Source organism: Pantoea sp. Pa-EAmG (assembly GCF_030024295.1).
GTDB classification, from domain to species: Bacteria; Pseudomonadota; Gammaproteobacteria; order Enterobacterales; family Enterobacteriaceae; genus Pantoea; species Pantoea dispersa.
Genome location: NZ_JASEWO010000018.1, coordinates 12690 through 33135, shown reverse-complemented (window position 1 = coordinate 33135; position 20446 = coordinate 12690). Strand labels below are relative to the sequence as shown.

18 protein-coding genes are annotated in these 20446 nt (G+C 59.7%); 6 read left to right on the top strand and 12 right to left on the bottom strand.

Features of this window, described 5'->3' with window-relative positions:
• Window positions 1-5: 5 nt before the first annotated feature.
• The 8 genes from nudK to QMM04_RS04560 all read right to left on the bottom strand — a co-directional run bounded on the left by nudK (window position 6) and on the right by QMM04_RS04560 (window position 7529).
• Window positions 6-584: a GDP-mannose pyrophosphatase NudK gene (nudK, locus tag QMM04_RS04595; RefSeq protein ID WP_021508055.1), complete on the bottom strand. Its 579-nt coding sequence runs from the start codon at window positions 582-584 to the stop codon at window positions 6-8.
• 459 nt (window positions 585-1043) lie between these two features.
• Window positions 1044-1628, bottom strand: a complete 585-nt coding sequence (gene napC, locus QMM04_RS04590; protein ID WP_058758337.1) for a cytochrome c-type protein NapC — start codon at window positions 1626-1628, stop codon at window positions 1044-1046.
• 7 nt (window positions 1629-1635) lie between these two features.
• Window positions 1636-2067, bottom strand: coding sequence for a nitrate reductase cytochrome c-type subunit (napB, locus tag QMM04_RS04585; protein WP_058758336.1), 432 nt, complete (start codon window positions 2065-2067; stop codon window positions 1636-1638).
• 11 nt (window positions 2068-2078) lie between these two features.
• Window positions 2079-4565, bottom strand: coding sequence for a nitrate reductase catalytic subunit NapA (gene napA / locus QMM04_RS04580; protein WP_104188635.1), 2487 nt, complete (start codon window positions 4563-4565; stop codon window positions 2079-2081).
• Complete coding sequence (locus tag QMM04_RS04575) at window positions 4562-4840, bottom strand: chaperone NapD (RefSeq protein ID WP_021508051.1); 279 nt, start codon at window positions 4838-4840, stop codon at window positions 4562-4564. The genes napA and QMM04_RS04575 overlap by 4 nt, the downstream gene beginning before the upstream one ends.
• Window positions 4830-5300 (bottom strand): ferredoxin-type protein NapF, encoded by a 471-nt coding sequence (gene napF, locus QMM04_RS04570; protein WP_021508050.1) that lies wholly within the window; start codon window positions 5298-5300, stop codon window positions 4830-4832. Before napF ends, QMM04_RS04575 begins: the two co-directional genes overlap by 11 nt.
• 163 nt (window positions 5301-5463) lie before the next feature.
• Window positions 5464-6966, bottom strand: a complete 1503-nt coding sequence (ansP, locus tag QMM04_RS04565; RefSeq protein ID WP_031279802.1) for an L-asparagine permease — start codon at window positions 6964-6966, stop codon at window positions 5464-5466.
• A 290-nt stretch (window positions 6967-7256) separates the two neighbouring features.
• On the bottom strand, window positions 7257-7529 hold the full coding sequence (locus QMM04_RS04560; protein ID WP_058770823.1) for a DUF1471 domain-containing protein: 273 nt from the start codon (window positions 7527-7529) through the stop codon (window positions 7257-7259).
• A 239-nt stretch (window positions 7530-7768) separates the two neighbouring features.
• On the opposite strand from QMM04_RS04560, the gene narQ reads away from it, so the two are divergent.
• From narQ to QMM04_RS04530, 6 genes are all read left to right on the top strand, one after another.
• Complete coding sequence (gene narQ, locus QMM04_RS04555) at window positions 7769-9457, top strand: nitrate/nitrite two-component system sensor histidine kinase NarQ (protein ID WP_127834420.1); 1689 nt, start codon at window positions 7769-7771, stop codon at window positions 9455-9457.
• 41 nt (window positions 9458-9498) lie between these two features.
• The gene (locus tag QMM04_RS04550; RefSeq protein WP_058758331.1) at window positions 9499-10131 is read left to right on the top strand and encodes a response regulator; all 633 of its coding nucleotides are present in this window, start codon (window positions 9499-9501) and stop codon (window positions 10129-10131) included.
• A 195-nt stretch (window positions 10132-10326) separates the two neighbouring features.
• On the top strand, window positions 10327-13443 hold the full coding sequence (acrD, locus tag QMM04_RS04545) for a multidrug efflux RND transporter permease AcrD (protein WP_282995718.1): 3117 nt from the start codon (window positions 10327-10329) through the stop codon (window positions 13441-13443).
• A gap of 562 nt (window positions 13444-14005) precedes the next feature.
• A complete protein-coding gene (locus QMM04_RS04540; protein ID WP_021508043.1) occupies window positions 14006-14374 on the top strand; it encodes an ArsC family reductase in 369 nt (122 codons plus the stop codon).
• Window position 14375: 1 nt separating this feature from the next.
• A complete protein-coding gene (gene dapE / locus QMM04_RS04535; protein WP_010617581.1) occupies window positions 14376-15503 on the top strand; it encodes a succinyl-diaminopimelate desuccinylase in 1128 nt (375 codons plus the stop codon).
• Window positions 15504-15526: 23 nt separating this feature from the next.
• Window positions 15527-15715 (top strand): YpfN family protein, encoded by a 189-nt coding sequence (locus QMM04_RS04530; protein ID WP_021508042.1) that lies wholly within the window; start codon window positions 15527-15529, stop codon window positions 15713-15715.
• A 66-nt stretch (window positions 15716-15781) separates the two neighbouring features.
• On the opposite strand, the gene ypfH is transcribed toward QMM04_RS04530, so the two are convergent.
• From ypfH to purC, 4 genes are all read right to left on the bottom strand, one after another.
• Window positions 15782-16477: an esterase gene (ypfH, locus tag QMM04_RS04525; protein ID WP_021508041.1), complete on the bottom strand. Its 696-nt coding sequence runs from the start codon at window positions 16475-16477 to the stop codon at window positions 15782-15784.
• A gap of 73 nt (window positions 16478-16550) precedes the next feature.
• Entirely contained in the window at window positions 16551-18527 is a 1977-nt protein-coding gene (locus tag QMM04_RS04520) for a GNAT family N-acetyltransferase (RefSeq protein ID WP_282995717.1), read from the bottom strand.
• Window positions 18527-19390 (bottom strand): neutral zinc metallopeptidase, encoded by an 864-nt coding sequence (locus tag QMM04_RS04515; protein WP_021506607.1) that lies wholly within the window; start codon window positions 19388-19390, stop codon window positions 18527-18529. Before QMM04_RS04515 ends, QMM04_RS04520 begins: the two co-directional genes overlap by 1 nt.
• Before the next feature lie 206 nt (window positions 19391-19596).
• The gene (gene purC / locus QMM04_RS04510) at window positions 19597-20310 is read right to left on the bottom strand and encodes a phosphoribosylaminoimidazolesuccinocarboxamide synthase (protein ID WP_031279423.1); all 714 of its coding nucleotides are present in this window, start codon (window positions 20308-20310) and stop codon (window positions 19597-19599) included.
• Between the last annotated feature and the right edge of the window lie 136 nt (window positions 20311-20446).

Below are 20446 nucleotides of genomic sequence, written 5' to 3'. Positions count from 1 at the left end.
CGCGGTTATGCCTGCAACCAGCCCATCAGCTGCGCATAGTGCAGTAACATAATGGTTTTGCCGTCGCGAATGCGCCCCTCTTTCACCATCGCCAGCGCCTGAGGAAACGGCAGCTCGAGTACGGTGATCTCTTCATCTTCCACGCCGCCGCCGTCGTTAGCGCGCTGCGCATCGCTGTATTCAGCGGCGAAAAAGTGCAGCAATTCGGTCACGCCGCCCGGCGACATGTAGGCCTCAAACAGCTTTTCGACCTTACCAACCTGATAGCCGGTCTCTTCCACCGCTTCTTTACGGATGCAATCTTCCGGCGTGTCGTTATCCAGCAGTCCGGCGCAGGTTTCAATCAGCTCACCGCTGGCGTTGTCATTAACATAGGTCGCGATGCGGAACTGACGAATCAGCACCACGCTGTTTTTTTCACGGTTGTAGAGCAGGATGGTGGCGCCGTTGCCGCGATCGTAGACTTCACGTTTGTGACGTACCACGTCGCCGTTGCTGCGGGTGAGTTCGTAGGTGTAGTTGCGCAGAATGAAATAATTATCAGACAACAACTTATCTTTGATGATGTTGATCTTTAACGACATAGCCGCTCCACTGCGTAGCTGAGGGAGCCTGAGATAATAGGCCGAAGCCGCAGGGAAAACTATCTGAATTGTGGAGCAGGTTGTCTGCGATGGCGTAAGGCTGTCAGTTGAGCATTATGCCTTTTCAACCCTCATAGCACGTGTCGTAGCGGCGCAATTTATTGCGCATCCGGACAGCTGTGCAGTGATTAACTTAGCGCGATAAATCGCGCCGCTACGATGTGTGCAGGATGAAGGTGCAGAAATAAAATGCCGCTACGATGTGTGCAGGATGAGGGTGCAGAAATAAAATGCCGCACGAATCGTAGCGGCGCAATTTATTGCGCATCCGGGCAGCTGTGCAGTGATTAACTTAGCGCGATAAATCGCGCCGCTACGATGTTGTGTGGTTTGCGGCTGTATCAACCGGTCGGCACGAAAACCCTGATACCGCACCGGCAGGCGCGGCCAGGGTCGCGATTAGAAACCGTTTGGCTGGTCTTTCATATCCGGCAGATGGTGGGCAATGCCTTTGTGGCAGTCGATACAGGTCTGTCCGTCCTGCACCGCTTTGCTGTGCATTTTGGCGGCGACCGTTTTCTGCGCAGTGAAGTCCATATAATCGAAGTTATGGCAGTTACGACACTCCTGCGAATTGTTGTTCTTCATCCGGCGCCACTCGTTCTGCGCCAGCTCGATACGCGTCTCTTCAAACTTCTGCGGCGTATCAATCAGGCCGAAGATCTTGGCGTACACCTCTTTACTCGCCTGGATCTTACGAATCATCTTCGGCCCCCACTCGTGCGGCACGTGACAATCCGGACAGGTGGCGCGCACGCCGCTGCGGTTGTTGTAGTGCACCGTCTGCATATATTCCTGATAGACGTTGTTGCGCATTTCGTGACAGCCAATACAGAACTGCTCGCGGTTGGTCATCTCCATCGCGGTGTTAAAACCACCCCAGAAGATGATGCCGCCAGCAAAGCCAAGAATCAGCAGCGTGCCGAGCGCCAGACGGCTGGGGCGTCGCCACCAGCGCCAGATACGTAAAAGTTTCTGTTTCATCGCCACCTCACTGCCCAAAGCCGTCAGCCGGCTTAAAGGTGTTTTCCACCACCGGTTTGGCATCGGTCTGCGGCACGTGACACTGCAGGCAGAAGTAGCGACGCGGCGATACCGTGCTGCTCACCACGCCGTCGCGGTCGGTAAAGTGCGTCGGACTGACGCGCGGCGCGCCGGTGGTCAGATAGCTCTGGGTGCCGTGACACTGCAGGCAGCGGTTCACGTTCTTCGTCACCTGGTAGCCCTCCACGCTGTGCGGGATCACCGGCGGCTGATTAACATAGTTCAGCGGCTTGCGGCTCTGCTCTTTGGGCTGATGAATGGTGCCCTGCTGCGTTGCCGTCACTTCCGGTGACTGATTGAGATCGACGCCGTTATTAGCGTACACCACGCCGCCCAGCATCAGGGCGGCAACGGTTACAAGAGTGATAAAAGGTTTCATTGCATCCTGCCTCAGATTTTCACCAGCTTAACGGCGCATTTTTTGTAATCGGTCTGCTTCGACAGCGGATCGGTGGCGTCCAGCGTGATGTTGTTGGCCAGCACGCCGGCATCAAAGAACGGCATAAATACCAGCCCCTGCGGCGGCTGATTACGCCCGCGCGTTTCCACGGTGGCGAGGGTTTCGCCACGACGCGATACCACGCGCACCTTCTCACCGCGACGGAAACCGCGATCTTTGGCGTCCAGCGGATGGATATACAGCAGCGCCTGCGGCACCGCGCGGTGCAGTTCCGGCACGCGGCGCGTCATGGTGCCGGTGTGCCAGTGCTCCAGCACGCGACCGGTGCAGAACCACAGGTCGTATTCGGCATCCGGCGCTTCCGCTGGCGGCTCGTACGGCAGGGCAAAAATGGTGGCTTTGCCGTCCGGCTTACCGTAAAAACGTACCCCCTCACCGGCTTTCACGTAGCTGTCGAAACCTTCACGATAGCGCCAGCGCGTCTCTTTGCCGTCCACTACCGGCCAGCGCAGACCGCGCGCCTCGTGATAGGTATCGAACGGTGCGAGATCGTGACCGTGACCGCGGCCAAAGCTGGCATACTCCTCGAACAGGCCTTTCTGAATATAGAAGCCGAACTCACGCGCTTCATCGTTGAGGCGGTCGTCGGCCACTTCGCTCAGCGGGAACTGATTCACCTGGCCGTTGGCATACAGCACGTCGTACAGGGTTTTGCCTTTCAGCTCAGGCTGCTGAGCAATCAGCGCCTCTGGCCACACGTCCTCAACGCGGAAGCGTTTGGCAAAGGTCACCAGCTGCCACAGATCCGATTTCGCCTCGCCCGGCGCTTTCACCTGCTGATGCCAGAACTGGGTACGGCGCTCGGCGTTGCCATAGGCGCCCTCTTTCTCTACCCACATCGCCGTCGGCAGAATCAGGTCGGCAGACAGGGCGCTGATGGTCGGATACGGGTCGGATACCACGACAAAGTTGCGCGCATCGCGCCAGCCCGGCATGCGCTCCTGCGTCAGGTTCGGCCCGGCCTGCATGTTGTTGTTGCACATCACCCAGTAGGCATTCAGCTTGCCGTCTTTCAGCGCGCGATCCTGCGCCACGGCGTGCAGACCGACTTTGGCTGGCACCGTGCCCTGCGGCAGCTTCCACAGTTTTTCAGCTAAAGCGCGGTGTTTGTCATTGTTCACCACCATGTCGGCTGGCAGACGGTGCGCAAACGTGCCCACTTCACGCGCGGTGCCACAGGCCGATGGCTGGCCGGTGAGCGAGAACGGTCCGGTGCCCGGACGGGAAATCTTGCCGGTCAGCAGGTGGATGTTGTAGCACAGGTTGTTCGCCCACACGCCGCGCGTATGCTGGTTAAAGCCCATGGTCCAGTAAGAGACCACCTTGACGTTCGGATCGGCGTACAGCTCCGCCAGCGCGATCAGCTGATCCTGCTCTACGCCGCTCATGGCGCTGGCTTTTTCCACCGTGTATTCCGCGACAAATTTCGCATACTCATCGAAGCTGATCGGCGTCGACTCGCCGTTGTCCGGATTTTTCGCCGCCGCCTGCAGCGGATTGGTCGGGCGCAAACCGTAGCCGATATCCGTCACGCCTTTACGCAGCGTGACGTGATTCTGCAGGAAGGTTTTATCGACTTTATTGTTCTGAATGATGTAGTTAGCGATGAAGTTGAGGATCGCCAGATCGCTCTGCGGCGTGAAGACGATGGCGTTATCGGCCAGCTCGAAACTGCGGTGGCGATAGGTCGACAGCACCGCCACTTTGACGTTGTCATTGCTGAGACGACGCGCGGTCAGGCGTGACCAGAGAATCGGGTGCATCTCGGCCATGTTCGATCCCCACAGCACAAACGCATCGGCCTGCTCGATGTCATCGTAGCAGCCCATCGGTTCGTCCATACCGAAGGTACGCATAAAGCCCACCACCGCAGACGCCATGCAGTGGCGCGCGTTCGGATCGAGGTTGTTGGTGCGGAAGCCGGCTTTCATCAGCTTTGATGCGGCGTAACCTTCCCATACGGTCCACTGGCCGGAGCCAAACATGCCGACCGATTCCGGGCCGTTGGCTTTCAGCGCCGCCTTAAACTTCGCTTCCATGATGTCGAACGCCTGATCCCAGCTTACCGGGGTAAACTCGCCGTTCTTATCGAATTTGCCGTCGGTCATGCGCAGCAGCGGCTGGGTCAGACGATCTTTGCCGTACATGATCTTCGGCAGGAAGTAGCCTTTGATGCAGTTCAGACCGCGATTAACCTCCGCCTGCGGATCGCCCTGCGAGGCGACCACGCGGCCATTCTGCGTGCCGACCAGCACGCCACAGCCGGTGCCGCAAAACCGGCACGGCGCTTTTTCCCAGCGAATCGGCTCAGCCAGGCTGGTGGCCGCTTTGGTCACGGTCGGAATGGTGAGACCAGCAGCCGTTGCAGCAGCCGCCGCCGCATTGGCCTTCATAAAATCACGACGACTCAGGTTCATGATGCTTCCTTACAGGGTTCTTCAATTTCGTCTTGCTGGTGATAAACCAGCGATACCGCCAGCACATCCGGGATGTTGCGGGTGGCTTCAATGTTGCTCAGCAGCGTGGCGCTGTCGGCCGCGCCCAGCGTTAGCGCCAGCGTGCCGCGTGCGGCATCTTCCGCCGCGATGTCGCTGTCGGCAAAGTTCAGTAGCGCCTGCCGCACCGCCGCGATCGCGGTCGGACGTGCCTGAATCACCAGGCCACATACGTGCCAGCTGTCGTTATTCGTCATGATGCAGTCCTGTGGCTGAGACCGGACACGGCGCGATACAGGCGCCACAGCCGGTGCAGTGTTGCGGAAGGATTTCCGGCTGGCCGATGCCGTTGGGCATCAGGCGAAAACGGATCGCCTGCTGCTCACAACTCTCCTGGCAGCTGCGACAGTTAACGCCGAGAAAAGCGATACAGCGGCTGTCGATGCGGATGCGCCGGCTAAAAGGTTCAGTGTCGCGCGGCTGAAACAGCGGCTGCGGGCAGACATCGGCACAGGCGGCGCAAAAGGTGCATTCCCCCTGCAGAAAGTCGAGCTGCGGCGCTTCGCCAGCGGCGATGCGGATGATGCCGCTCTCGCAGGCTTGTACGCAGCGGGCGCAGCCGTCACAGCCGCTCTCTCCCCGCCACCACGGCAACGCGATACCGCCAGCAGGCATGACGCGCTGCCCGGTAAAGAGTTCACGTCGCGACAGCGCCATCGGCTCACCTCAATGCGGGGATGTAGAGATGGTGCGTAAAATAACCTGAGGTTATGAAGGGCTATATCACCCGAAAGGTGTAATTCCCGATGCGGGATCAAGAGAAGGATAATTGAAATAAAAACGGGGGCCGACTGGCCCCCGCAGGTGAGCATCGCTGCGATTAACGCGCGTTGTCTTCCGCCAGTTTAGGCGCCGCATCATCCTGATCGTCATGATGATGCTCGTGCTCTTTCATCGCTTCCGCCTGCACGCGCTTACGCACGCCAAACCAGCCGAGCACCAGCAGCACGGCAATCAGCGGAATTGAAGCAATGGTGTAAGTGCCGTTCGGGTAGTCAAACGCCATCAGCACCAGCACGCTCACCAGGAACAGCAGCGTCAGCCACGAGGTAACCGGCGCCCACGGCAGCTTAAAGCTGACATCTTCCGCTTTGCCCTCTTTGATGGCTTTGCGCAGACGCATCTGGCACACCACGATGAACGCCCACGAGGAGATAATCCCCAGCGACGCCACGTTCAGGACGATCTCAAACACCTGTGACGGAACGTAGTAGTTGAGCACCACGCCGATCACGTACACGCCGATGGTCACCAGGATACCGGCGTACGGCACCTGCTGCTTACTCATCTTCGACATGAACTGCGGCGCCGAGCCGCCCATCGACATTGAACGCAGAATACGTCCGGTGGAGTACAGGCCCGAGTTCAGGCTCGACAGCGCCGCGCTCAGCACCACAATGTTCATCACGCTGCCAATGTAGGGCACGCCCAGTTTGGAGAAGAAGGTGACGAACGGGCTTTGTCCGGCCTGATAGGCGTTCCACGGCAGCAGCAGTACCAGCAGCACCACGGAGCCCACATAGAACAGGCCGATACGCCAGATCACGCTGTTGATGGCTTTTGGCAGCATGGTTTTCGGGTCTTTACACTCGCCCGCCGCCGTGCCCACCAGCTCAATCGAGGCGAAGGCAAACACCACGCCCTGTACCAGCACCAGCGCCGGCAGCAAACCGTGCGGGAATAGCCCGCCGTTGTCGGTGATCAGGTGGAAGCCGGTGGTGTTGCCGTCCAGCGGTTTACCGCTGCCGAGGAACACCACGCCGACAATCAGGAACACCACGATAGCCAGCACTTTCACCAGCGCGAACCAGAATTCCATCTCGGCGAACCACTTCACGCCGATCATGTTCATGGTGCCGACAATCGCCAGCGCGCCCAGCGCAAATACCCACTGCGGCACATCACCAAACGCGCCCCAGTAATGCATGTAAAGCGCTACCGCGGTGATATCGACGATACCGGTCATCGCCCAGTTAACGAAATACATCCAGCCCGCGACGTAGGACGCTTTTTCCCCGAGGAATTCACGCGCGTACGAAACAAAGCTGCCGCTGGAAGGGCGATGCAACACCAGCTCGCCCAACGCACGGAGAATAAAGAAGGAGAAGATACCGCACACCAGATACACCAGTGCCAGTGCCGGACCGGCCATCTGCAGACGCGCGCCGGCACCGAGGAACAGACCGGTACCGATAGCGCCGCCAATGGCGATCATTTGTACCTGACGGTTACCCATCGCTTTGTGGTAACCCGTGTCGTGAGAGTTAAGCCAGCGCCTTCTCGCAGCACGCTGTTCGGCTGGCGTTTTTTTAGTAGATTTCATAGCTTTCCTGTTTGTCCTGTCCATCAATCACCGCGTAACCAATCGATTGCGCCGGGCAGTGCGAAATGGGGTAAAACCGGCCCCTGAGCGGCGGAACGATGCCGCGCGGCGAGCCGGGAAATTACGGCGATGAATCCTACCCGTTCTGCATGAACGAAGCAAAATTTACTGGCTGACTGCACGGGTTGATTTGTAATAATCCGTCGCGACGCACAAAAAAACCGGCCAGTGGGGTGGCCGGTAATCGGTGGCTACAGGAAAAAACTACCAGAGGGGAATAATGAAGGGCATTAACGGTAAATCTCGGCGCTGCCGCTCCACATGCTGGAATCGCCTGGATTCTGCATGCCAATGACGCGATAGTGGCTGGCGCCCATCTCTTCCGCTTTCTGCGACAGCTGACGGGTGGCGTCATCCAGCGAACCGCGCACGCCGCTCACCGAAACGGTGCCGCTGCTTTGCAGGTCCTGGGTTTGTGCCTCGCTTAACGGCGAGGCGGCAAAGGTGGTAAACGATGCGCTGGCAAGCAGTGCAGCAGTCATTACGGCATAACGTGTCTTCATGAGGTGCTCCTGTTGTCGTGCGGGGAAAAGGTTACGCGTCAAAGTATCGTCGGGCCAGTGCAAACCAGGCTGCGCGGGCGGTAAAAGCGTTCAATATTTCGCCAGCCAAACGCGGTTAATCCAGGGAAACGTAAACCGCGGTTAGTTTCTCTGGTAAAAGTAACCAGATGTGTCAATTTCGCGCTCGCACCCGCGCTGCGGCTGACTTATAATCCCCCGCTCTTGTAAGGGTTATTATTGTGATAGTGAAACGTCCTGTTACCCGCACCATTGCCCGCGCGCTCAGCGCGATTGTGCTGCTGTCGCTGTTAACCACCGGCCTGGCGCTGATGACGCTCTCCAGCAGTTTGCGCGATGCCGAAGCGGTGAATGTCGCCGGCTCGCTGCGCATGCAAATCTACCGGCTGGCGTGGGACAGCACGCGCGATCCGCAGCAGCTGGCGCACCATATGCAGCAATATCAGCAGACGCTGGAGTCACCGGCGCTGCAGCATCTGGAGCGTCCGTGGGTGCCGATTGAAGTCAGCAGCCGCTATCGCTATCTGCGCGACAGCTGGCCGGTACTGCAGGAGACGCTGCAGCCGGCGCGGGCGCAGGTGTACCAGCAGCGCGTGGCGGGCTACGTCAGTGAGATCGACCGCTTCGTGCTGGCGGTGCAGCACTACGCCGAGCTGAAAATGCATCTGGTGGCCGCCAGCAGCCTGTTCGGCTTTCTGGCGATTGTCGCGCTGGCGCTGTGGAGCATTGGCTTTATTCGCCGCAACGTGGTGCGTCCGCTTGATTCGCTGGTCACCGCCAGTCAATACGTCGAGCAGGCTAACTTCAGTTTTCCGCCGCTTTCCGTGCATCAGCCCAACGAGCTGGGCGTGCTGGCGCAGGCGTTTACCACCATGGCGGAGCGGCTGCATTCGCACTATCGCCTGCTGGAGTGCGCGGTACGCAATAAAACCGAAGATTTAACTCAGGCCAACCGCACGCTGTCGCTGCTGTATGAAAGCTCGCAGATTCTCACCGGCAGCCCGCTCAATCCCGAGCTGATTCAGGGCCTGCTGCGGCTGGTGCAGCGGCGGGAAGCGCTGGAGGTGCTGCAAATCGCCAGCGAGGATATCGCCTTTCAGGCTGGCGTGCCCGCCGACGATCTCAGCTGGCAGCGGCTGCCGCTGCAGCAGGAGGAGCAGCGCCTCGGCGAACTGTGCTGGCAAACCCGCCGCGCGCCGCCGGCCGATGAGCTAATGCACAGCCTGGCCAACATGCTGGCGCGTGCACTGTGGATCTGGCAGACGCAGAAGCAGTATCAGCAGATGCTGCTGATTGAAGAGCGCGCCACCATTGCGCGCGAGCTGCACGATTCGCTGGCGCAGTCGCTCTCTTTTCTGCGTATCCAGCTGACGCTGCTGCGGCGCACAGTTGATAGCAGCCAGCCGCAGGCACAGGCGATCATCGCCGATTTCGATCGCGCGCTGGCCGAGGCGTATCAGCAGCTGCGCGAGCTGCTCACCACCTTCCGCCTGAGCATTGAACAGGCCGATTTAGTGCAGGCGATGCAGGCGATGATCGCCCCGCTGCAGGAGCAGTCGCAGGCGGCGATTACCTTTGACTATCAGCCTGGCCTGCAAACGCTGGATGCCCAGCAGCAGGTGCACGTGCTGCAGATTGCGCGCGAGGCGCTGCTCAATGCAATTCGTCACGCGCAGGCGCAGCAGATTCAGATTCGCTATCAGCGTGTCGCTGATGATGAGCACCTGCTGACCATCGAAGATGACGGTTGCGGTATCAACAGCGTGGAAGAGCCGCCGGGCCACTACGGGCTGACCATCATGGCCGAGCGCGCGGCGCGTCTCGCCGGCAGCTTACTGATTACCCCGCAGGCGCAGGGCACCTGCGTCACGCTGCGTTTTCCCGCCCGCCCCGCGCACCGGCTGGCTTAACGCATTACACTTAGCAAATGGATTGAAACTCTGGAGAACCTATGGCTCACCCTTCCCTGTCTATTATGATCGTTGACGATCATCCGCTGATGCGTCGCGGTATCCGCCAGTTGCTGGCGCTGGAACCGCGTCTGGAAGTGGTGGCTGAGGCGAATAACGGTACCGAAGCACTGGCCGAAGCGCGCCGGCTTGCACCGGATGTGATTCTGCTCGATCTGAATATGAAGGGCATGTCCGGGCTGGATACGCTGAAAGCGCTGCGCCACGAGGGCGTCGCGGCACGCATTCTGGTGCTAACGGTGTCCGACGCGCGCAGCGATATTTACGCCATGGTGGATGCCGGTGCCGATGGCTATCTGCTCAAAGACAGCGAACCGGAACTGCTGCTGGCGCAGGTAATGCGCGGCGCACAGGGCGAGAACGTGTTCAGCGAGGTGGTGGCAGAATATCTGGCGACCCGCCAGCCCAGCGCCAATCCGTTCAGACAGCTGACCGAGCGCGAGCTGGATGTGTTGCAGGAAGTGGCGCGTGGCTTATCCAACAAAGAGATTGCCGCCACGCTGCACATTTCCGAAGAAACGGTAAAGGTGCACATCCGCAACCTGCTGCGTAAGCTCGACGTCCGTTCCCGCGTTGCGGCAACGGTGCTGTGGCTGGAGAGCCGCAATGTGTGATTGCGCACATAAAGCTGCTGCGACTTTTACACTTTCTCCATAATTTATCCACGATTCCCTAATTTGCCCCGCGTACAGTAAGCAGCAACCGGAGTTTTCAGGATCGCCCTTGCACTCCGCCAGCGTGAAGCGCAGCCTGCGGCACGCTTTTACTAATAACAAGTACAAAGTACGCAGCTGAGGAGTGTCGGTTTCATGTCGAACTTTTTTATCGACCGCCCCATTTTTGCCTGGGTGCTGGCTATTTTGCTGTGCCTGTGTGGCACGCTGGCCATTATCTCGCTGCCGGTGGAACAGTATCCGGATCTCGCGCCGCCTAACGTGCGCATCACCGCCAACTATCCCGGCGCATCCGCGCAGACGCTGGAAAACACCGTCACCCAGGTTATCGAGCAGAATATGACGGGAATCGATAACCTGATGTACATGTCCTCGAACAGCAGCAACACCGGCCAGGCGCAGATCACCCTCACCTTTACCGCCGGCACTAACCCGGATGAAGCGCGGCAACAGGTACAGAATCAGCTGCAGAGCGCGCTGCGCAAACTGCCGGCGGCGGTGCAGTCGCAGGGCGTCACGGTAAACAAAACCGGCGACAGCAACATTCTGATGATCGCCTTTGTCTCCACCGACGGCAGCATGGATAAACAGGATATTGCCGATTACGTTGCCAGTAACATTCAGGATCCGCTCAGCCGCATCGACGGCGTCGGCCAGGTCGATGCCTACGGCTCGCAATACGCCATGCGCATCTGGCTCGATCCCAACAAGCTGATTAACTACGCGCTGACCACCGACGATGTGGTCAGCGCCATCGAATCGCAGAACACCCAGGTGGCGGTCGGCCAGGTCGGCGGGTTGCCGTCGGTGGACAAACAGGCGCTGAACGCCACGGTTAACGCCCAGTCAATGCTACAGACGCCCGCGCAGTTTCGCGCAATTACGCTGAAAACCAACACCGACGGTTCAGTGGTGACGCTCGGCGACGTGGCCACCATCGCCATGGGCGCCGAAAAGTATGACTTTCTGAGCCGCTATAACGGCCAGCCGGCCTCCGGTCTCGGCATCAAGCTGGCCTCCGGCGCTAACGAGATGAACACCGACAAGCTGGTGCGCGCCCGTGTTGCTGAACTGGCGCAATACTTCCCGCACGGGCTGGAAGCCAAAGTGGCGTTTGAAACCACACCGTTCGTCAAAGCCTCCATTAAGGACGTGGTGAAAACCCTGCTGGAAGCGATTCTGCTGGTGTTTCTGGTGATGTACCTGTTCCTGCAAAACTTCCGCGCCACGCTGATCCCCACCATTGCTGTGCCGGTGGTGCTGCTCGGTACCTTTGCGGTGCTGTACGCCTGCGGCTTCAGTATTAACACCCTGACCATGTTCGCCATGGTGCTGGCCATCGGGCTGCTGGTGGATGATGCCATCGTGGTGGTGGAGAACGTCGAGCGCATCATGAGCGAAGAGGGATTATCGCCGCGTGCCGCCACGCGTAAATCGATGGGGCAGATTCAGGGTGCGCTGGTGGGTATCGCGCTGGTGCTGTCCGCAGTGTTTGTGCCGATGGCGTTCTTTGGCGGCACCGTGGGCGCTATCTATCGCCAGTTCTCCATCACCATTGTCTCGGCGATGGTGCTGTCGGTGCTGGTGGCGATGATTCTGACGCCCGCGCTGTGCTCCACGCTGCTCAAACCGCTGGCGCACGGCCAGCACCATGGCCGGCGCGGCTTTTTCGGCTGGTTTAACCGTCACTTCAATGCCAGCGCCGAACGCTACGAGCGCGGCGTGGCGCGCATTCTGCTGAAGAGCGGCCGCTGGCTGCTGCTCTACCTGGCGATTATCGGCGTGATGGCATTCCTGTTTATTCGTCTGCCTACCTCCTTCCTGCCGCTGGAAGATCGCGGCGTATTTCTTACTCAGGTACAACTGCCGCCGGGCTCGACGCTGCAGCAAACCTCGCAGGTGGTGGCAAAGGTTGAGGATTATTACCTGACTGCCGAGAAGGACAATGTACTGTCGGTGTTCTCCACCATCGGTGCTGGTCCGGGCGGCAACGGACAAAACGTGGCGCGCCTGTTTGTGCGCCTGAAGGACTGGGAGCAGCGGCCAGGTCGCGATCGCACCTCGTTTGCCATCATCGATCGCGCCACCGCAGCCTTTAAAAAGATCAAAGAGGCACGCGTCATCGCCAGCAGTCCACCGGCAATCACCGGCATGGGCAGCTCCTCCGGCTTTGATATGGAGTTGCAGGATCACGGCGGCATCGGGCATACCGAGCTGATGGCGATGCGCGATCGGCTGCTGGCGCTGGCCGACAACAATCCGGCGCTGTCGCGCGTGCGCCACAACGGGCTCGACGACAGCCCGCAACTGCAGATTGATGTCGACCAGCGCAAAGCGCAGGCGCTCGGCGTGTCGCTGGACACCATCAACGACACCCTGACCACCGCCTGGGGCTCAACCTACGTGAATGATTTTCTCGACCGCGGCCGCGTGAAGAAGGTCTACGTCCAGGCGGCACCGGAGTTCCGCATGCTGCCGGGCGACATCAACAAATGGTATGTGCGCAACAACAGCGGCGGCATGGTGCCGTTCTCCGCCTTCGCCACCAGCCACTGGGAGACCGGTTCACCGCGTCTTGAACGCTACAACGGCTATTCGTCGCTGGAGATTGTCGGCGAGGCGGCTAACGGCGTCAGCAGCGGCACGGCGATGGATGAGATGGAGAAACTGGTGGCACAGCTGCCGCTCGGCGTTGGCTTCCAGTGGACCGGTGCCTCCTATCAGGAGCGTCTCTCCGGCTCGCAGGCGCCGGCGCTGTATGCGATTTCGCTGCTGGTGGTGTTCCTGTGCCTCGCGGCTCTCTACGAGAGCTGGTCGATTCCATTCTCGGTGATGCTGGTGGTGCCGCTGGGCGTGGTGGGCGCGCTGGTCGCCACCTGGCTGCGCGGACTGGAGAATGACGTCTACTTTCAGGTCGGCCTGCTGACGGTGATTGGTCTGTCGGCGAAGAATGCGATCCTGATCGTCGAGTTCGCCAATGAGATCAACAGCAAAGGGCGTGAACTGCTGGAGTCGACGCTGGAGGCATCGCGGCAGCGCCTGCGGCCGATTCTGATGACGTCGCTGGCCTTTATTTTCGGCGTGCTGCCGATGGCGATCAGCAGCGGTGCCGGTTCTGGCAGCCAGCATGCGGTCGGTACTGGCGTGATGGGCGGCATGATCTCCGCCACGGTACTGGCGATCTTCTTTGTGCCGCTGTTCTTCGTGCTGGTGCGCCGCCGCTTCCCGCTGCGGGCAAAGCCGCACGACTGAGGCTAAATCCGGGCAAATAAAAAGCCGCCATGATGAATGGCGGCTTTATTGATGTGTGCGGTAAGAATAACAGCAAGTTGGGAAGTGCCCTGCTTTTCTCTTCACGAATTACTTACGTAACATCGCTTCGATAAATTCTTTCCAGTTCCCCAGTTCGTGTTCAACCATAATACCCTCTCTTCTTGTAGTGGCGATTTTACGCCGTTTTTTTCTACAGGTGAATACGTTTCCACCTCTCATCACTATCGGCAACTACCGCAGAAAGCTTGAATTTGCCGAAACTGCGGACTGACGCACATTTCAGCAACCTGTTAATGCGACTCATAAAAGCGCGGACTTAATCCGCCAGGCCCGCTTTTGCCGCCTAAGATAATTCTTAGATCGCTAATGATGCCGCAGGCGACAATTTCGCAGGTAAGTGAAAGCGTTTACTGGCCCTGATTAGCGTCGTTTATTGGCGTCGCGGCGAGATGAAAAACAGCGCTGCTGCGCGTCTGACCTCACAGCCCACAGCGCGCTATGGTAAACTCGCGCTTTATTTAACACAGGACGGGAATACGCGATGACAGCGCAGTGGGTGATGTACGGAATTAAGAATTGCGACACCATAAAAAAAGCACGCAACTATTTGAGCACTTCCGGCATCGACTTTCATTTTCATGATTATCGCGCTGACGGGCTGGATGCGGCGCTGCTGCAATCCTTCATCGACCAGCTGGGGTATGACGTGCTGCTGAACACGCGCGGCACCACCTGGCGTCAGTTGCCGGAAGCGGAACGCGATGCCATCCGCGATGCGGCCAGCGCCAAAGCGCTGATGCTGGCGCACCCGGCGCTGATCAAACGTCCGGTGCTGGCGGCGCCAGACGGTACATTGCTGGTGGGTTTCAAAGAACCCGTTTATCACGCCTTTATCCAGGAGAAGTCATAACATGTTCTGTCCGGTCATTGAGCTGGCTCAGCAGCTTATTCGTCGCCCCTCGCTTAGTCCGGATGACGCCGGTTGCCAGGCCATGTTAATTGCGCGCCTGGAGGCGATTGGTTTCCACGTCGAGCCGATGCACATTGGCGATACGCTTAACTTCTGGGCCACGCGAGGCCAGGGCGAAACGCTGGCCTTTGCCGGGCACACCGATGTGGTGCCGCCGGGCGATGCCAACCGCTGGATCAGCCCGCCGTTTGAACCTTCGATTCGCGACGGCATGCTGTTTGGCCGTGGCGCCGCGGACATGAAAGGCTCGCTGGCGGCGATGGTGGTGGCGGCCGAGCGCTTCGTTGCTGCCCATCCCAATCATGCTGGCCGGCTGGCGTTTCTCATCACTTCCGATGAAGAAGCCAGCGCCGTCAACGGTACGGTAAAAGTGGTTGAGCGCCTGATGGCGCGCAATGAACGCATGGATTACTGCCTCGTCGGTGAACCGTCGAGCACCGAAGTGGTCGGCGACGTGGTGAAGAATGGTCGTCGCGGCTCGATGACCGCCAATCTGACCATTCACGGCGTGCAGGGCCACGTGGCTTATCCGCATCTGGCTGATAACCCGGTACATCGTGCAATGCCAGCGCTCAACGAGCTGGTGGCGACCGAATGGGATCAGGGCAATGAGTTCTTCCCGCCGACCAGCATGCAGATCGCCAACGTGCAGGCCGGCACCGGCAGTAACAATGTGATCCCCGGCGAGTTTTTCGTGCAGTTTAACTTCCGCTTCAGCACCGAACTGACCGATCAGATGATCAAAGATCGCGTGGCGGCGCTGCTTGATCGCCACCAGCTGCGCTATACGCTGGAGTGGAATGTGTCCGGTCAGCCATTCCTGACTTCACGCGGCAAGCTGGTGGATGCGGTCGTCAACGCCGTGGCGCACTATAATGAGATCAAGCCGCAGCTGTTAACCACCGGCGGCACCTCTGACGGGCGCTTTATTGCCCGCATGGGCGCACAGGTGGTGGAGCTCGGCCCGGTGAATGCCACTATTCATAAGATCAATGAGTGCGTGAAAGCCTCGGATTTGCAGCTGCTGAGCCGGATGTATCAGCGCATTATGGAACAGCTGATCGCCTGATGGCACCTTGAAGGAGAAACCTCATGGAATGGTTAAAAGAGTACTGGTGGGTGATTGTGATTCTGCTGATGGTGGGCGTGCTGATGAACGTCTATAAAGACCTGAAGCGCATCGATCATAAAAAATATATGGATAACAAACCGGATCTGCCACCGCATCGCGATTTCAACGATAAGTGGGACGATGACGACGACTGGCCGAAGAAGAAGTAGTCGCCGCCGATCGTTTAGCGTACAAGGTCGCCCTGCACGGCGACCTTTGTTTTATGGCGCGCGGTCTCACACCATCATCACCACATCGTCGTCGCCCGGCTTCGCCCCGCTCAGCGCCTCATCGAAATAGCGGCGCGGCACGGTATAGCGCAGGTGATTCAGCGCCAGCTGCATGCTGCGTTCATCAATTGCGTGCGGCAGGTCGTCAACGATATCCAGCGTCACATCGCCGCCCAGCGCGGTTAAGCGCTGCATCGCCGCTTCCGCATGCTGCATCGGCACCTGCTCGTCATAATCGCCGTGAATCAGGTGGATAGTGTTGCGCGTGCTGGCCTGCTCCGGCAGCGTGACGTAACGCCCGCTAAAGGCCACCACGCGTCCCGCCAGATCCGGCTGGGCTTTTACGCCTTCCAGCACCATGGTGCCGCCCTGCGAAAAACCGACCAGCGCGGTGGCTTCCGGCCGCACGCCGCTCTGTTGCTGCCAGTGACGCACCGACTCGACAAAGGACGGCATCACCGCATCCACGCCCTGCTGCTGCGAGCGGTCGTGTTCCGGTATCTCGGCATACCACTGGCGGCCCTGCGGCGCGCTGGCCGGATAAGGTGCGCCCACTGACACCACCTGCGCCTGCGGAAACGCCTGCGCGAACCAGCTGCCAATCTGCGCCATCGAATCGGGGTTGTCGTTCACGCCGTGATACAGCAGAAACAGCTGCGCGGCGTTATCCGGTTGCTGAACAATTACATATCGTAGTGCCATAACGTCCTCCTCAAATCACTATACGCCGCTGACGGCAAAGTGATATTGGGAAAATTTGAACGAGATAATGGATTTATTGCAATGTGCCGAGGCGCTGCTGCCAGTGCTGCGCGGCGGCGGCATCCAGCGTGATGAGTGCGTCAGCCGCCTCCGCGCGCAGCCTGAGCATCAGCGCTTTACGCCCGCTCACACCGGCCAGCCGTGCCGCTTCACTCAGCGTTTGTTTTTGTTGCAGTATGGCACACAGCAAGGGTGGCGATGCGACACCAGCCAGCCGCTGCAGCACCGGATAGCTGGCTTCAAACGGCCGCTGCGCCCAGGCAAACGCGGCCAGCAGCGGCCAGTCGTCGGCGCTGAGAGATTGATGGTCGGTGGACGACAGGGTCAGCGGCACCGCGATCAGCTTTTGCAGCCACGGCCAGTCGCGCGCCAGACGCTGCGCGGCGCGCTGCTGCAGGGCTTCACCGGCTGGCGTCAGCGCACAGATCGCCATCGCCGCATAGCAACCGCTACTGGCTTCGCGCTGTGAACCGATACGCACCAGGGTAAAGCCGCAGGCGCGCCAGAACTGCCACAACGCTGCGGTGTAGCCAAAGCTCACCGACAGATAATCCGCGCCCTGTGCCTGCTGCCGCGCCGTCGCCACCAGCGCGCGACCGATGCCGCGCTGGCGCTGCGCGGCCTGCACGGCGATGCGGCTGATGCGCAGCGAACGTAACGTCGCCGCTTCAGTAAAACCGGCATGTGCCGCTAATGACTGCGCCACCAGATTGCCGCGCGGACGACGTAAGCCGGCCCACACCGCCTGCGCCAGCGCAGCATCCAGTCCGCCCTCTTCCACCAGCCACAGCGCGCCGGTGACCTGCTGCGGCTGCCCGGCCAGCCAGAAATGCATGCCGGGCGCATCCAGCATACGTCGCAGATCGAGCGGCGAGGTGCGATAGTGGGCGCTCGCCAGCAGACGATAGCCGGCCTGTAAGGCACCGGCGTGCTGCGTGGGCGTAGCGGCAAAAATCGCTGTCTGCGCGGGTGCGTCGCAGGCTTCGGCCTCAGCAAACAGCAGCGCCGCACTCAGCCACTGCTCCAGCGGATCCTGCGCCGACCAGCGCAGCGGCTCATCCAGCTGGAAATAGCGCACCTGCGGCAGCCTGGCGCAAAAGCGCAGCATGAAACCGCGCCCGGTACCTTCGTAGCCCTGCACCGTGGTAGTCAGCAGAATGCGCGGAAAACGCTGCACCAGCTGCTGTAACAGCGGCGCGGGGATGGCCGCGGCCTCATCCACAATCAGCCATTCTGCCAGCGGCGGAGCCTCCTGCGGCTGAGCGAGAATCGCATCCGGGGCCATAAAGCTAAACTGCTCAGCGGCGAACTGCGCCAGCACCTCCGTCGCGGCTTTGGCCGGCGCCGTCACCAGCGCGCTTTGCGTCTGGCGCGCCAGCATCCCCGCCAGTGCCGATTTGCCGCGACCGCGCGGGGCGATGATCACCGCGACACCGGGCGGCATGGCGCACAGCTGACGGACAATCTGCGCCTGCTGCTCGGGGGCGCGACACTGCCACGGCGCGAAGGACTGCGGTGCCGGCAGGCGCGGCGTCTGGTGCTGACGCAGCAGCATCACCTGCGCATCCTGCAGGATATGCTGTTGCAGATGGTGGATGAAATGCGGCGTGGCGATGGGCTGGTCGACATCGGCCCAGCGCAGGCTGTCGCGATCGGGTTGCGCCGGCCAGGCGTTCCAGTCAGGCGTCAGTAACAGCAGCCAGCTGCCGGCCCGCAGCGTCCCGGCCAGCGCAGCGAACGCTTCCGCGTGAAAGCCGTGGCGCGCATCAAAAATGGCATGCCGGAATTCCCGGCCCAGCAGGGTACGCAGCGCTGCAGGCGCGACGCGCTGCGGGAAGTCATCGCTGTCGCTGACCGTTAACCAGTCACCTGGCAGTGCGGCCTGCCATGTGGCCGCTTCCTGGCGCGCCCAGCCAGCCTCACCGGCAATCACGCACAGACGGCGGATACCGGCTTGCTGCATCGCCGCCGTCAGTTCAGCGTGCAACATCAGTTACTGGCGAAGGTGTTGCACTGGCCTGGATTGCCGCTGTCAAAACCGCGTTTGAACCAGGTGTAGCGCTGCTGTGAAGTTCCGTGAGTGAAGCTGTCCGGCACTACGCGCCCCTGACTTTGCTGCTGCAGACGATCGTCGCCAATCGCCTCGGCGGCGTTCAGCGCTTCCTGCAAATCGCCTACCTCAAGAATGTTCTCCTGCTGCATATAGTGACCCCAGACGCCAGCAAAGCAGTCCGCCTGCAGCTCCATTTTCACCGACAGCTGGTTCACCTGCGCCTGCGTAGCACCCTGCTGCATCTGGCGCACTTTCGGTTCGATACCCAGCAGTTTCTGCACGTGATGCCCCACTTCGTGGGCGATGACGTAGCCCTGGGCAAAATCACCCCCGGCTCCGAGTTTGGTTTTCATGTCGTCATAGAAAGAGAGATCGATATACACCGTCTGATCGGCCGGGCAGTAGAACGGCCCCATTGCCGACTGGCCGGTACCGCAGTTAGTGCGCGTCGCACCGCGATACATCACCAGCTTTGGCGGCGCGTATTGTTTGCCCATCTGCTGGAACAGTTTGCCCCAGGTATCTTCGGTGGTGGCGAGGATCACCGAGGTGAATTTGGCCGCCTCGTTATCCTGCGCCGAATTGACCTGACGCTGCTGCTGTTGCGACACCGGCGCGCCGCCTTCCAGCAGCGCGGTGAGGTCGTAGCCGTAATAGCCAGCGACCGCGACCACAATCAGCAGAATAATGCCGCCCTTGCCGCGCGGCAGACGAATCTGGCGTCCGCCTGAACTAAAACCCGGCGAATCGCCGCGACGATCTTCCACATTGTCGCTTTCACGACGCCCTTGCCAGCGCATGGCCTGCTCCTGTTATCAATGACTTTTGCATGATTTTAGTTGGCGGCAGAGGTTAGTACCAGCAATGCGATGCCAGCGGAGCGAGATTGCGCGCAGGGCGCAGCGTGAAGGCCGTAAACAGACGATAAAAAAGGCCGCCAGCCAGGGCGACCTTCATGCGCTGAAAGGTTTGCGTCCGAACTACCGTGACGCACACCGGCAGAAGCTTAGTCCAGTTTGACACCCAGACGGTGTGCCACTTCTTCGTACGCTTCGATCAGGCCGCCGAGGCTCTGACGGAAACGGTCTTTGTCCATCTTGTCCATGGTCTCTTTGTCCCACAGACGCGCGCCGTCTGGCGAGAATTCGTCGCCCAGCGTCACTTCACCTTTGAACAGACCAAACTCCAGCTTGAAGTCCACCAGAATCAGGCCGGCATCATCAAACAGTTTGCTCAGCACTTCGTTGGCTTTGAAGGTCAGCTCCTGCATACGCGCCAGGTTGGCTTTGCTCACCCAGCCAAAAGTTTCGCAGTACGATTCGTTGACCATCGGGTCGTGTTTGGCGTCATCTTTCAGGAAGAGATCAAACAGCGGTGGATTGAGCAGCATGCCCTCTTCCACGCCCAGACGTTTCACCAGCGATCCTGCCGCGCGGTTACGAACCACGCACTCTACCGGCACCATCTCCAGCTTTTTCACCAGCGCTTCGTTATCCGACAGCAGCGCTTCCATCTGGGTCGGGATGCCCGCTTCCTGCAATTTGGTCATGATGAAATGGTTGAACTTGTTGTTCACCATCCCTTTACGATCAAACTGCTCGATTCGTGCACCGTCTCCTGCTGACGTATCGTTGCGGAATTCAAGTACCAGCAGATCCGGATTATCGGTGCTGTATACGGTTTTCGCTTTACCGCGATACAACTCAGCTCGCTTTTGCATCTTGTTAACTCCAAACATGAAAGAACCCGTGTTCAGCGGTGTTTCACCGCGCGATGACTGCCTGACGCAATCGTTTACCTCGCCGGGCGCTATTATGCCAAAACCAAAACAAAAAGGCCGGAGAATCTCCGGCCTT

What these genes read in the sequence shown, in the direction of transcription:
- nudK (WP_021508055.1), bottom strand. Translation starts at nt 584, where the DNA reads ATGTCGTTAAAGATCAACATCATCAAAGATAAGTTGTTGTCTGATAAT.
- napC (WP_058758337.1), bottom strand. Translation starts at nt 1,628, where the DNA reads ATGAAACAGAAACTTTTACGTATCTGGCGCTGGTGGCGACGCCCCAGC.
- napB (WP_058758336.1), bottom strand. Translation starts at nt 2,067, where the DNA reads ATGAAACCTTTTATCACTCTTGTAACCGTTGCCGCCCTGATGCTGGGC.
- napA (WP_104188635.1), bottom strand. Translation starts at nt 4,565, where the DNA reads ATGAACCTGAGTCGTCGTGATTTTATGAAGGCCAATGCGGCGGCGGCT.
- QMM04_RS04575 (WP_021508051.1), bottom strand. Translation starts at nt 4,840, where the DNA reads ATGACGAATAACGACAGCTGGCACGTATGTGGCCTGGTGATTCAGGCA.
- napF (WP_021508050.1), bottom strand. Translation starts at nt 5,300, where the DNA reads ATGGCGCTGTCGCGACGTGAACTCTTTACCGGGCAGCGCGTCATGCCT.
- ansP (WP_031279802.1), bottom strand. Translation starts at nt 6,966, where the DNA reads ATGAAATCTACTAAAAAAACGCCAGCCGAACAGCGTGCTGCGAGAAGG.
- QMM04_RS04560 (WP_058770823.1), bottom strand. Translation starts at nt 7,529, where the DNA reads ATGAAGACACGTTATGCCGTAATGACTGCTGCACTGCTTGCCAGCGCA.
- QMM04_RS04550 (WP_058758331.1), top strand. Translation starts at nt 9,499, where the DNA reads ATGGCTCACCCTTCCCTGTCTATTATGATCGTTGACGATCATCCGCTG.
- acrD (WP_282995718.1), top strand. Translation starts at nt 10,327, where the DNA reads ATGTCGAACTTTTTTATCGACCGCCCCATTTTTGCCTGGGTGCTGGCT.
- QMM04_RS04540 (WP_021508043.1), top strand. Translation starts at nt 14,006, where the DNA reads ATGACAGCGCAGTGGGTGATGTACGGAATTAAGAATTGCGACACCATA.
- dapE (WP_010617581.1), top strand. Translation starts at nt 14,376, where the DNA reads ATGTTCTGTCCGGTCATTGAGCTGGCTCAGCAGCTTATTCGTCGCCCC.
- QMM04_RS04530 (WP_021508042.1), top strand. Translation starts at nt 15,527, where the DNA reads ATGGAATGGTTAAAAGAGTACTGGTGGGTGATTGTGATTCTGCTGATG.
- ypfH (WP_021508041.1), bottom strand. Translation starts at nt 16,477, where the DNA reads ATGGCACTACGATATGTAATTGTTCAGCAACCGGATAACGCCGCGCAG.
- QMM04_RS04520 (WP_282995717.1), bottom strand. Translation starts at nt 18,527, where the DNA reads ATGTTGCACGCTGAACTGACGGCGGCGATGCAGCAAGCCGGTATCCGC.
- QMM04_RS04515 (WP_021506607.1), bottom strand. Translation starts at nt 19,390, where the DNA reads ATGCGCTGGCAAGGGCGTCGTGAAAGCGACAATGTGGAAGATCGTCGC.
- purC (WP_031279423.1), bottom strand. Translation starts at nt 20,310, where the DNA reads ATGCAAAAGCGAGCTGAGTTGTATCGCGGTAAAGCGAAAACCGTATAC.